This window comes from Streptomyces sp. NPDC058289, assembly GCF_042880975.1.
Taxonomy (GTDB): Bacteria; Actinomycetota; Actinomycetes; order Streptomycetales; family Streptomycetaceae; genus Streptomyces; species Streptomyces stoeckheimensis.
In genome coordinates this window covers 17,362-29,443 of record NZ_JBHVYI010000050.1, presented here as the reverse complement: position 1 = coordinate 29,443, position 12,082 = coordinate 17,362, and the positions used below count along the sequence as shown (strand labels likewise).

Sequence of the window (12,082 nt, the reverse complement as noted above, 5' to 3'; positions counted from 1 at the left end):
TGTCCGCGCCGCCCGCCCGCACCGTGCCGTCGGCGGGGCAGCGCAGGGGGGGGTGGGGGGTGAGCGCCCGCCGCCCCTCCAGAGGCAGGTGCTACTTGATGACCGTGATCCGGTCCGCCACCGGCGGGGCCAGCGGCGCGGCCGCCGAGGAGTGCCCGGTCAGGTAGGCGTTGAAGATGTCCAGGTCGGACGCGCCGACCAGCTTGTTCTTGTGCTCCTTCAGGACGCCGAAGCCGTCACCGCCGCCCGCGAGGAACTCGTTCATCGCGACCCGGTAGGTACGGGCGGGGTCGATGGCCTCGCCGTTCAGCTTCACCGAGTCCACGACGATGCGCTCGGCGCCCGCCTTGGTGGTGTCCAGGGTGTAGGAGAAGCCCTTGGAGATCTGCAGGATCTTCGGGCTCACCCCGTTGACCGGTCCGCTGACCTGCTGCTGGAGCGTGGTGATCAGCTGGGCGCCGGTCAGGTCGACGACCGTCATCATGTTGGTGAACGGCTGGACCGTGTACGACTCCCCGTACGTCACCACCCCGTCGCCCTCGGTGCCGGCGGCCTTGTAGGCCAGGTCCGCGCGGATGCCGCCGGGGTTCATGATGGCGAGCTGGGCGCCGCCCTTGGCCGCCGGGGCCAGGCCCTCCAGCTGCGCGTCGGCGATCACGTCACCGAGCGGCTTCTCGTACTCCGCCGAGCCGCGACCCGGGATGTCGGCCGAGATGTAGCCCATCGGACGGTTCGCGATCGGCGCGGCCAGCGCGTTCCAGCGCTGGATCAGCTCGGTCAGGTCCGGGGCCTTGGGCTGGTCGCGGGTGACGACCTTCTGGAGCGGCTTCGGCGACTTGACCGGCGTACGGACGATGTCCTTGGTCGCGCGGTCGTACGTCAGCGTGGTGTCCGTGAACAGCCGGCCGTACGAGGCGGCCGAGGTGACCGTGCGCGGGTTGCCCGCCGGGTCGGGGACGTTGCACGCGTACGCCTGGTGCGTGTGGCCGGTGACCAGGGCGTCGACCTTCGGCGAGATGTTCTTCGCGATGTCGACGATGGCCCCGGAGATGCCGGCGCCGGCGCCCGGCACGTCGCAGTCGTAGTTGTACGCGCCGCTCGCGGGCAGGCCACCCTCGTGGATCAGGGCCACGATCGACTTCACGCCCTGCCGGTTCAGCTCCTCGGCGTACTTGTTGACCGTCTCGACCTCGTCACCGAACTTGAGGCCCTTGACCCCGTCGGCGGTCACGACGTCGGGGGTGCCCTCCAGGGTGACGCCGATGAAGCCGATCTTCACGTCCCCCTTCTTCCAGATGAAGGTGGGGTTCATCATCGGCCGCTTGGTCTTCTCGTCCACCACGTTCGCGGCGAGGTACTTGAAGTCGGCTCCGCCGAACTCCTTGCCGTACTCGAAGCAGCCCTCGACCGGGTGGCAGCCGCCGTACTGCATGCGGCGCAGCTCGGTCTTGCCCTCGTCGAACTCGTGGTTCCCGACGCTGCTCACGTCCAGGTCGAGGTCGTTGAGCGCCTCGATGGTCGGCTCGTCGTGGAAGAGGCCGGACACCATCGGGCTGGCGCCGATCATGTCGCCGGCCGCGGCGGTGACGGAGTAGCGGTGGCCCTTGCGGGCCTCGCGCAGGCCGGTGGCGAGGTACTCGACACCGCCCGCGGGTATGGCCTTGGTGGTGCCGTCGGCCTGACGCTCGGTCACGGTGCCCGAGGAGCCCTGCGGGGGCTCCAGCGTGCCGTGGAGGTCGTTGAACGACAGCATCTGTACGTCGACGGTGCGGCCGTGGTCCTGGCCGTATCCGTCACCACTCGCGGCTCCGGCCGGAAGGGCGGCGGCGATCATCGCACCGCCGGCCGTGGCCACGGCGAGAGCGGTGAGGGCCAACCGGCGGGTTCGGCGGTGCCGTTGTGGCGTCGCTGACATTTGGTCCCCTTTGCGGACAGCGATACATCGTGAGAAGTCTGCCGAAGCCTAGAGTCAACGCGCGTAGCGCGACAGGGGGTACGGGTATCGAGCTGGTTACACGCAGGAGACGAGTGCCCGTCGGCGGGGCCGTCCGCGCGGCTGACCGGGCACCCGCACGGGCCGCACCCCACCGGGCCCCCACCGTGGTCGTAGGCTCGGTTCCATGACTGACGACGCAGCAGTGGTCCTGGAGCCGGGACGGCAGATCCAGACCCTCGACGAACTGACGGACGAACAGGCCGACGCCGTTCTCGCCCTGATCGAGGACGCGGCCCGCACCGACGGCACCACCGCCGTGTCCGAGCAGGGCCGGCTCCAGCTGCGCGGCGGAGCGCGGGAGGGGATCCGCCACTTCCTCCTCACCTCCGACGGGCGGCTCACCGCGTACGGGCAACTGGAGGACACCGACCCGGTGGAGGCCCCCGCCGCCGAACTCGTCGTCCACCCCGCGCTGCGCGGGCGCGGGCACGGGCGGGCGCTGGGCACCGCCCTGCTGGCAGCCTCCGGGAAGCGGATCCGGGTGTGGGCGCACGGCGGCAAGTCAGCGGCCCGCCACCTCGCGCAGGTGCTAGGCCTGACCCTGTTCCGCGAACTGCGCCAGCTCCGCCGCCCGCTCGGCGCGTACGCCGACACGGCCCCCCTGCCGGAGGCCGTCCTGCCCGCGGGCGTGACCGTACGCACCTTCGTGCCCGGCTCCGACGACGCCGCCTGGCTGGCCGTCAACGCGGCGGCCTTCGCCCACCACCCCGAGCAGGGCTCGCTCACGCAGCGGGACCTGAACGACCGCATCGCGCAGCCCTGGTTCGACGCCAAGGGCTTCTTCCTGGCGGAGCGCGACGGCGAACTGATCGGCTTCCACTGGACGAAGGTGCACGCCGAGCAGCAGCTGGGCGAGGTCTACGTCCTCGGGGTGCGCCCCGGCGCACAGGGCGGCGGCCTCGGCAAGGCCCTCACCGCGATCGGCCTGCGCCACCTGGCCGCGGCGGGCCTGCCCACGGCGATGCTCTACGTGGACGCCGACAACCCGGCGGCCCTGGCCGTGTACGAGGGCCTCGGCTTCTCCACCCACGAGGTGGACCTGATGTACCGCACGGAGAGCTGACGCGCCCGGTCGGCACCCGGCCCGCCCCGGGCCGGGTGCCGGCCGGGGGCGCTCCCACCCGGCCCTACTGCGTCCTACTCGGTCCTACTCGGCGCCCAGCTTGCAGGCGGTCTCCGCGGTCCCCTTGGTCACACCGGCGCCCTCGGTCAGGCCGGTCACGCATTCGTCCTGGGCGCCGCTCAGCGCGACGTAGCAGGACGCGCGGACGGACGCCGGAGCTTCGCCGCCCTTCAGCTCCCGCTCGACCTGGCTGATGCAGGCCGAGACGTCCGCGGGGGCCGCGTGGACGGCCGGGGCCGCCAGGGACGCGCCACCGAGGGCGAGGGTCAGACCGGCGAGGACACTGGCGATACGGGTCGACGTGCGCATGGGACGTACCTGCTCTCCGGGATCACCGCGCGGCCCACGCCAGAGCCCGGCCCCAGACCACCTGCCCGGACCCGGACCCGGGACCTGCCCGGACCCGGACCTGAACTGCCCGGACCTGGACCCGGGACCTGCCCGGACCCGGACCTGAACTGCCCGGACCTGGACCCGGGACCTGCCCGGACCCGGACCTGAACTGCCCGGACCGGGAAGTGGAGGCGCCCGGACCCGAACGTCCGGACCACGCGGAGCGGCGCCGAGCACACGCGACCGTCGCACGGCCGGGGCCCGGTCCCCGTACCGGACCGGCTCGGCAGGACATCCCTCCCTCCCACCGACGCTAGAACACCCCTTGCCCCCACGCACCCGCTGACACCTCTCCCGCCGGCGTCGCCGGCCACGCGCCCGCAGGCCCGCAGCGCGGGCTTCGCGGATGCGGCCCCGGCGGGCCGAACCCGCCGGCGACCCCACCGGGGCCGGCCCGGGCCGCTGAAGCCTCCGCCTCGCCGGCGCAGCCGCGGCTCCCCCGCTCCCGGTCGGCACCAGACGACCCCCGCACCAGCCGACCCCCGCCCGGACCCTGGAAGCCATACGCCATTAACCGGGCATTAATGCGCGGTCGCGAAGCTGACCGCATGCAGCCCCGACTCCGACCGACGGCAGACCCGTCCGACGCGCCTGTCCTCCCGCGTGCGCGGAAGAATGGAGTCATGAGCCACAAGCCCAGCGCAGCCCCCACCGAGGTCCCCACCCAGCAGCCGCCGCAGAAGTTCGCGTCCCCGTCCGCACCATCGGCCGCGGACATCTCCGCCGCCGCGGCCGCACGCGCCGCCACGCCCGAGGCGGTCGCCGCACGCGCGGCCACCGGCGCCCACGCCCGCCTGGGGTCCATAGCCGCCCACCGCCCGCACGTCGATCTGGAACCGGATCTCGACGCGGATCTGGACGCCTACGACGAGAAGGACACCGGTGAGCTGCCCCCGGGCCGCTTCCTCGACCGGGAGCGCAGCTGGCTCGCCTTCAACGAGCGCGTCCTGGAGCTCGCCGAGGACCCCGCCACGCCCCTCCTGGAGCGCGCGAACTTCCTGGCGATCTTCGCCAGCAACCTCGACGAGTTCTTCATGGTCCGCGTCGCCGGCCTCAAGCGCCGCATCGCGACCGGCGTCGCCACCCGTTCGGCCTCAGGCCTGCAGCCCCGTGAGGTCCTCGACCTCATCTGGACCCGCTCCCGCGAGCTCATGGCCCGCCACGCCGCCTGCTTCCAGCAGGACATCTGCCCGCAGCTCGCCGAGGAAGGCGTCCACCTCATCCGGTGGCCCGACCTCACCGAGAAGGAGCAGGCGCGCCTCTTCACCCTCTTCCGCAACCAGATCTTCCCGGTGCTCACCCCGCTGGCCGTGGACCCCGCGCACCCGTTCCCGTACATCTCCGGCCTCTCCCTGAACCTGGCCGTGGTCGTACGCAATCCCGTGAGCGGCCACCGCCACTTCGCCCGGGTCAAGGTCCCCCCGCTCCTCTCCCGCTTCCTGGAGGCCTCCCCGCAGCGCTACGTCCCGCTGGAGGACGTCATCGCCGCGCACCTGGAGGAGCTGTTCCCCGGCATGGAGGTGCTCGCGCACCACATGTTCCGCGTGACCCGCAACGAGGACCTCGAGGTCGAGGAGGACGACGCCGAGAACCTCCTGCAGGCCCTGGAGAAGGAGCTCATGCGGCGCCGCTTCGGCCCGCCGGTGCGCCTGGAGGTCGAGGAGTCCATCGACCCCGGGGTCCTGGACCTGCTCGTGCAGGAGCTGAAGGTCAATCCGTCCGAGGTGTACCCGCTCCCCGGCCCCCTGGACCTCACCGCGCTCTTCGGGATCGCCTCCCTGGACCGCCCGGAGCTGAAGTTCCCGAAGTTCGTCGCCGGCACGCACCGCGACCTGGCCGAGGTCGAGTCCGCGTCCGCGCCCGACATCTTCGCGGCGCTGCGCGAACGGGACGTGCTCCTGCACCACCCGTACGACTCCTTCTCCACCTCGGTGCAGGCCTTCCTGGAGCAGGCCGCCGCCGACCCGGACGTCCTCGCGATCAAGCAGACGCTGTACCGGACCTCCGGCGACTCCCCGATCGTGGACGCCCTGATCGACGCCGCCGAATCCGGCAAGCAGGTCCTCGTACTCGTCGAGATCAAGGCCCGCTTCGACGAGCAGGCCAACATCAAGTGGGCGCGCAAGCTCGAAGAATCCGGCTGCCACGTCGTCTACGGCCTCGTCGGCCTCAAGACCCACTGCAAGCTGTCGCTCGTCGTCCGCCAGGAGGGCGACACGCTGCGCCGCTACTCCCACGTCGGCACCGGCAACTACCACCCCAAGACGGCACGGCTCTACGAGGACCTCGGCCTGCTCACCGCCGACCCGCAGGTCGGCGCGGACCTCTCCGACCTCTTCAACCGGCTCTCCGGCTACTCGCGCCGCGAGACCTACCGCCGGCTGCTGGTGGCCCCGCGCTCGCTGCGCGACGGCCTGATCTCCCGGATCGACAAGGAGGCCGCCCACCACAAGGCGGGCCGCCCCGCGTACGTCCGCCTCAAGATGAACTCCATCGTCGACGAGGCACTCATCGACTCCCTCTACCGGGCCTCGCAGGCGGGCGTGCCCATCGACATCTGGGTCCGCGGCATCTGCGCGATCCGCCCCGGTGTCCCCGGGCTCTCGGACAACATCCGGGTCCGCTCGATCCTCGGCCGCTTCCTGGAGCACTCCCGGGTCTTCGCCTTCGGCAACGGCGGCGAACCCGAGGTGTACATAGGCAGCGCCGACATGATGCACCGCAACCTCGACCGCCGTATCGAGGCACTGGTCAGGGTCGCCGACCCGGCCCACCGCGCGGCACTGGACCGGCTGCTGGAAACCGGAATGTCCGACGCCACCACCTCCTGGCACCTGGGCCCGGACGGCGAATGGACCCGGCACAGCACCGACAGCGAGGGCCAGCCGCTGCGGCACGTTCAGGAGATGCTCATTGACGCCCGGAGGCGCCGGCGTGGCTCAGCCAAACCATGACCTGACCGCGACGACGGCAGGCACCGTACTCGGTACGTACCTGCGTGCGCAGGCCACCGCATTCCTGCGGGGCCTGCGCCTGCACGAGGAGGGTGCCGCGAACGGCAGCGCCGGGGGCAGCGAGGCGGCGCGCAGCCTGCGGGGGGCTGCGCGCCGGATCTCCTGCTCCCTGTCCACGTTCAGGGCGGTGGCCGACTCCTCCTGGGCTGATTCGCTGCGCACCGAGCTGGTCTGGCTGTCGGCGACCCTGGCCGACGAGCACGCGTACGCGGCCCGGCTGCTGCGACTGATGGACGCCTTGCAGCGGCTGTCGGGCAACCCCGAGGTGCCGGCCCCCAGGGGTACGGCGGGCTCGCTGACCGTGGGCTCCGCCCGCGCGGGCGCCCTGCTGGAGCGCCAGCTCACCCTGGCCCGTACCCGGGCCCACTCCGCGACCCTGCAAGCCCTGGGCTCCTCCCGCTTCCACGCGGTCGCGGACGCGGTGGCGGTCCTGGCCTCCGAGGTCCCCCTGGACCCCGTAGCGGCCCGCGGCCGGGTGGACGACGTCTTGTTCCCCCTCGCCGAGGTGGCTCATTCCCGCCTGTCCACGGCGGTGCGCTCCCTCCCGGCCCCCTCGCCCTCGCACCCGTACGACGCGGACCACGACAGCGCGTGGAACGAGGTGCGCCGCCTGCTGCGCGTCCACCGCTACGCCCAGGAGGCCCTGGGCGGCGACGTGGCCCGCCTGACGGTCGCGGGCGAGGCCCTGACCCGCCACCGGGACGCCGCGGAAGCCGCCGCCGCCTCGGCCACGGCAGCTCGCACCCCCCGCATCGCCCCGGCGACGGCCTACGCCCTGGGCGTCCTGCACGCGGACCAGCGCCACGAGGTCGAAGCCTCCCGCGCCACCTTCCAGCACCTGTGGCAACCGGCTGATTCAAGCCACGCCGGGGTCTGACGCCGGCGGCCCCGCCAACGGCAGCGCACGCACCCGCGACGGGTCACGCAACGGTAACGGCGGGGTAACGGGAGATGACGTCGGATGCCCGACCCGCACGGACACACCACCCCGTCCGCCACGGTTCACCGTCCGTTCACTTACCGCGGTCGGCCGCTTCACCTGATCTGCCTAACTTCGTAGGAGCAGGGAGCGAGTCGCCGCGAAGCCGGACGATTCCTCCGGGCAACCGACGTAGTCCTCTTCGCACGCCGCCCCGATTCAGAAAGCGGCCGGCGGCTTCTGGAAGGAAACACCCGAAAGTGAAGCTTCAGCGCAAGAACATGCTTCGTGCCTCCGCCCTCGGGGCGCTCGTCGTGTCCGGCGCCCTGGTCCTCACGGCGTGCGGCTCGGACGACAACACCAAGAACGACGCCGGCGCCTCGGGCAAGCCTTCCGCCGCCGTGGGCGACATCAAGTGCGACGACGCCAAGGGCAAGCTCCTCGCCTCGGGCTCCTCCGCGCAGAAGAACGCGGTCGACCTGTGGGTGAAGGCGTACATGGCCGCCTGCCCCGGCATCGAGGTCAACTACAAGTCCTCCTCCTCCGGTGAGGGCATCGTCGCCTTCAACCAGGGCACCGTCGGCTTCGCCGGCTCGGACTCGGCGCTGAAGCCCGAGGCCGTCGAAGAGTCGAAGAAGATCTGCACCGGCGGCCAGGGCATCGACCTGCCGATGGTCGGCGGCCCCATCGCCATCGGCTTCAACGTCGCCGGCGTGGACAAGCTGGTCCTGGACGCCCCCACCCTCGCCGCGATCTTCAACGACAAGATCAAGAAGTGGGACGACGAGGCGATCAAGAAGCTGAACCCGGGCGTCACGCTTCCCGCCACCGCGATCCAGGCCTTCCACCGCTCCGAGGACTCGGGCACCACCGAGAACCTCGGCAAGTACCTCAAGGCCGCCGCCCCCGAGGCGTGGACCTACGAGGCCGCGAAGAAGTGGCCGGCCCCGGGTGGCCAGGCCGCTTCCGGCTCCGCCGGTGTCGCCTCGCAGGTCAAGGCCGTCGACGGCGCGATCGGCTACTTCGAGCTCTCCTACGCCTCCTCGCAGAGCATCAAGACCGTGGACGTCGCCACGGGCGCCGCCGCCCCGGTCAAGGCCACCGGCGAGAACGCCTCCAAGGCCATCGCCGCCGCCAAGATCTCCGGCACCGGCGACGACCTGGCGCTGAAGCTCGACTACGCCACCAAGGCCGAGGGTGCGTACCCGATCGTCCTGGTGACCTACGAGGTCGTCTGCGACAAGGGCAACAAGGCCGAGACGCTCCCGGCCGTGAAGTCCTTCCTGAACTACACCGCGTCCGACGCGGGCCAGAAGATCCTCCTCGAGAACGGCTACGCGCCGATCCCGGCCGAGATCAACGCCAAGGTCCGCGAAGTCATCGCGAAGCTCGCCTAATCCAGACCTCCGGGACCACAGGCCCGCTCCCCCCGTCCGGGGAGCGGGCCGGCCCGGGGACCTTCCCCTCCACCCAGGGGATCCGGTGCACCGCCGCCAGGGGGCCTGCCCCCGTCCAGACCGGAAAGATCATGGCTTCCATCACACCCACCCAGATAGACACGGCTCCGCCTGTCTCCAAGAGCGGAAGGTCCACCGGCCGCGCCGGTGACAAGATCTTCGCGGGCCTCTCCAAGGGCTCCGGAATCCTGCTCCTGGTGATCATGGCGTCGATCGCCGCCTTCCTCACCTACCGCGCCTCCATCGCGCTGGCCGACAACGAGGGCAACTTCCTCACCACGTTCGACTGGAACGCCTCGGCCACGCCCCCCGTCTTCGGCATCGCCGTCCTGCTCTTCGGCACCGTCGTCAGCTCGATCATCGCGATGCTCATCGCGGTTCCGATCGCCGTCGGCATCGCCCTCTTCATCTCGCACTACGCGCCGCGCAAGCTGGCCGCGCCCCTCGCCTACGTGGTCGACCTGCTGGCCGCCGTGCCGTCGATCATCTACGGCATCTGGGGCGCCCTCTTCCTCGTCCCCTACCTCGGCGGCCTGAACCTGTGGCTCGACGAGTACATGGGCTGGACCTACGTCTTCGACAAGACCCAGGTCGGCGTCGCCCGCTCGCTCTTCACCGTCGGCATCCTGCTCGCGATCATGATCCTGCCGATCGTGACCAGCGTCAGCCGCGAGGTCTTCCTCCAGGTCCCGCGCATGAACGAGGAGGCCGCACTGGCCCTCGGCGCGACCCGCTGGGAAGTCATCCGGATGTCGGTCCTGCCCTTCGGCCGCTCCGGAGTCATCTCCGCCTCGATGCTCGGCCTCGGCCGCGCGCTCGGCGAGACCATGGCCGTCGCGACCGTCCTCTCCCCGAGCTTCCTGATCTCCGGCCACATCCTGGACGCGGGCGGCGGCACGTTCGCGCAGAACATCGCCGCGAAGTTCGACGAGGCCAACGAGTTCGGCCGCGACGCCCTGATCGCCTCCGGCCTCGTGCTCTTCCTGCTCACCCTGCTGGTCAACGGCGCCGCCCGGCTGATCATCGCCCGTCGCAAGGACTTCTCGGGGGCGAACGCCTGATGAGCCACGCACTCCAGGACCCGCGCCCCTCCCGGGCCGCCAGGTCCGTCGCCCCCGGCAGCCTGACGCAGGGCCACCTGCCCCGCTGGGCCCCGGCCGGCATCGCCGTCGTCTCGGTCGTCCTCGGCTGCGCCCTCGGCGCCCTCTTCGGACTCCACAGCAAGATCCAGTGGGGTCTGCTCGCGGCCGTCCTCTTCGTGGTCATCACGTACACGGCCAGCTCGATCGTCGAGAACCGCCGCCAGGCCAAGGACCGGGTCGCGACCTCCGTCGTCTGGGTCTGCTTCATCCTCGCCCTCGTCCCGCTGCTCTCGCTGCTGTGGACGACGATCAGCCGCGGCATGAAGGTCCTCGACGGGGACTTCCTCGGCCACTCGATGAACGGCGTGACCAGCTTCGAGGCCGGCGGCGGCGTCTACCACGCCCTCCTCGGCACCATCGAGCAGGTCGCCCTCGCCACCGCGATCTCGGCCCCCATCGGCCTGCTGACCGCCGTCTACCTGGTCGAGTACGGCAAGGGCTCGCTCGCCAAGGCCGTCACCTTCTTCGTCGACGTCATGACCGGCATCCCCTCCATCGTCGCGGGTCTGTTCATCCTGACGACGTGGAACCTGATGCTCGGCTTCGGCCCCTCCGGCTTCGCCGGCGCGATGGCCCTGTCGATCCTGATGATGCCCGTCGTGGTCCGCTCCACCGAGGAGATGCTCAAGCTCGTCCCCAACGAGCTGCGCGAGGCCGCCCTGGCCCTCGGCGTGCCGAAGTGGCGCGTGATCCTCAAGGTCGTGCTCCCCACGGCCATCGGCGGCATCGCCACCGGCGTGATGCTGGCCGTCGCCCGCATCGCGGGTGAGACCGCACCGATCATGCTGCTGGTCTTCGGCACCCAGCTGATCAACAACAACCCCTTCGAAGGCGCCCAGTCCTCGCTCCCCCTGTACATCTGGGAGCAGTACAAGGTCGGCAGTGAAGCCTCCTACGACCGGGCATGGGCCGCAGCGCTCGTCCTGATCGCCTTCGTCATGATCCTCAATCTGGTGGCTCGCGGCATCGCCCGCTGGAAGGCCCCCAAGACCGGTCGCTAAGAGCGAGTCCATTAGCGGCTCCGCCGCGGTGACCACAGAAAGCGAAGTAACCACCATGGCAAAGCGAATCGACGTCAGCGGACTGTCCGCCTTCTACGGCGCCCACAAGGCCATCGACGACATCTCAATGACCGTGGAGCCCCGCTCCGTGACCGCCTTCATCGGCCCCTCCGGCTGCGGCAAGTCCACCTTCCTGCGCACCCTGAACCGCATGCACGAGGTCACCCCCGGCGGCCGCGTCGAGGGCAAGGTGCTGCTGGACGACGAGAACCTGTACGGCCCCGGCGTGGACCCGGTCGCGGTCCGCCGCACGGTCGGCATGGTCTTCCAGCGTCCGAACCCCTTCCCCACCATGTCGATCTTCGACAACGTGGCGGCGGGACTGCGCCTCAACGGCTCCTTCAAGAAGTCCGAGCTCGCGGACATCGTGGAGAAGTCCCTCCAGGGCGCCAACCTCTGGAACGAGGTCAAGGACCGCCTGAACAAGCCCGGCTCCGGCCTCTCCGGCGGCCAGCAGCAGCGCCTGTGCATCGCCCGCGCCATCGCGGTCGAGCCCCAGGTCCTGCTGATGGACGAGCCCTGCTCGGCCCTCGACCCGATCTCCACCCTCGCCATCGAGGACCTGGTCGGCGAGCTCAAGGAGCGCTTCACGATCGTCATCGTGACGCACAACATGCAGCAGGCGGCGCGCGTCTCCGACCGCACGGCCTTCTTCAACCTGTCCGCGGTCGGCCAGCCCGGAAAGCTGGTCGAGATCGACGACACGGACCGGATCTTCTCGAACCCGTCCGTCCAGGCGACCGAGGACTACATCTCGGGCCGCTTCGGCTAAACCGGGATGTGCTGAGCGTCCTGCGGTGCTGCATGGCGGTGCCACCGCAAGGCGAAAGGGCCGGTTCCCCCTGGGTGGGGGGAACCGGCCCGCGTCTTTCCCCGGTGCCGTGACTGTGTCTTATAAACAACAGACGCTGCCGACGAAAGTCCAAGTGTAGATCTAGGTGGTCGCCGGATCATTCTACGTCTGGGGGGTGGGGGGC

The 12,082-nt window shown here is 70.8% G+C and carries 9 protein-coding genes; 7 read left to right on the top strand and 2 right to left on the bottom strand.

Annotated features, from left to right (window positions below):
- Positions 1-91: 91 nt before the first annotated feature.
- Complete coding sequence (locus ACFVX6_RS24410; RefSeq protein WP_389694733.1) at positions 92-1,915, bottom strand: bifunctional metallophosphatase/5'-nucleotidase; 1,824 nt, start codon at positions 1,913-1,915, stop codon at positions 92-94.
- Between the two features lie 205 nt (positions 1,916-2,120).
- Between ACFVX6_RS24410 and mshD the strand changes: the two genes are divergently transcribed.
- Positions 2,121-3,059: a mycothiol synthase gene (gene mshD, locus ACFVX6_RS24405; RefSeq protein ID WP_389694731.1), complete on the top strand. Its 939-nt coding sequence runs from the start codon at positions 2,121-2,123 to the stop codon at positions 3,057-3,059.
- A gap of 84 nt (positions 3,060-3,143) precedes the next feature.
- Here mshD and ACFVX6_RS24400 read toward each other — a convergent pair whose 3' ends face one another.
- Entirely contained in the window at positions 3,144-3,428 is a 285-nt protein-coding gene (locus ACFVX6_RS24400; RefSeq protein ID WP_389694729.1) for a hypothetical protein, read from the bottom strand.
- 707 nt (positions 3,429-4,135) lie between these two features.
- Here ACFVX6_RS24400 and ACFVX6_RS24395 point away from each other — a divergent pair.
- The 6 genes from ACFVX6_RS24395 to pstB all read left to right on the top strand — a co-directional run bounded on the left by ACFVX6_RS24395 (position 4,136) and on the right by pstB (position 11,877).
- Positions 4,136-6,466, top strand: coding sequence for an RNA degradosome polyphosphate kinase (locus ACFVX6_RS24395; protein ID WP_389694727.1), 2,331 nt, complete (start codon positions 4,136-4,138; stop codon positions 6,464-6,466).
- Positions 6,447-7,403: a CHAD domain-containing protein gene (locus ACFVX6_RS24390; protein ID WP_389694725.1), complete on the top strand. Its 957-nt coding sequence runs from the start codon at positions 6,447-6,449 to the stop codon at positions 7,401-7,403. The genes ACFVX6_RS24395 and ACFVX6_RS24390 overlap by 20 nt, the downstream gene beginning before the upstream one ends.
- 302 nt (positions 7,404-7,705) lie before the next feature.
- The gene (gene pstS, locus ACFVX6_RS24385; protein WP_389694723.1) at positions 7,706-8,842 is read left to right on the top strand and encodes a phosphate ABC transporter substrate-binding protein PstS; all 1,137 of its coding nucleotides are present in this window, start codon (positions 7,706-7,708) and stop codon (positions 8,840-8,842) included.
- Between the two features lie 131 nt (positions 8,843-8,973).
- On the top strand, positions 8,974-9,963 hold the full coding sequence (gene pstC / locus ACFVX6_RS24380; RefSeq protein WP_389694721.1) for a phosphate ABC transporter permease subunit PstC: 990 nt from the start codon (positions 8,974-8,976) through the stop codon (positions 9,961-9,963).
- A complete protein-coding gene (gene pstA, locus ACFVX6_RS24375; protein WP_389694719.1) occupies positions 9,963-11,045 on the top strand; it encodes a phosphate ABC transporter permease PstA in 1,083 nt (360 codons plus the stop codon). Before pstC ends, pstA begins: the two co-directional genes overlap by 1 nt.
- Positions 11,046-11,100: 55 nt before the next feature.
- Positions 11,101-11,877, top strand: coding sequence for a phosphate ABC transporter ATP-binding protein PstB (pstB, locus tag ACFVX6_RS24370; RefSeq protein WP_389694717.1), 777 nt, complete (start codon positions 11,101-11,103; stop codon positions 11,875-11,877).
- Positions 11,878-12,082: the final 205 nt, after the last annotated feature.

Coding starts and splice junctions, on each gene's coding strand:
- pstC (WP_389694721.1), top strand. CDS start 8,974: ATGGCTTCCATCACACCCACCCAGATAGACACGGCTCCGCCTGTCTCC.
- pstB (WP_389694717.1), top strand. CDS start 11,101: ATGGCAAAGCGAATCGACGTCAGCGGACTGTCCGCCTTCTACGGCGCC.
- ACFVX6_RS24410 (WP_389694733.1), bottom strand. CDS start 1,915: ATGTCAGCGACGCCACAACGGCACCGCCGAACCCGCCGGTTGGCCCTC.
- ACFVX6_RS24400 (WP_389694729.1), bottom strand. CDS start 3,428: ATGCGCACGTCGACCCGTATCGCCAGTGTCCTCGCCGGTCTGACCCTC.
- pstA (WP_389694719.1), top strand. CDS start 9,963: ATGAGCCACGCACTCCAGGACCCGCGCCCCTCCCGGGCCGCCAGGTCC.
- mshD (WP_389694731.1), top strand. CDS start 2,121: ATGACTGACGACGCAGCAGTGGTCCTGGAGCCGGGACGGCAGATCCAG.
- ACFVX6_RS24395 (WP_389694727.1), top strand. CDS start 4,136: ATGAGCCACAAGCCCAGCGCAGCCCCCACCGAGGTCCCCACCCAGCAG.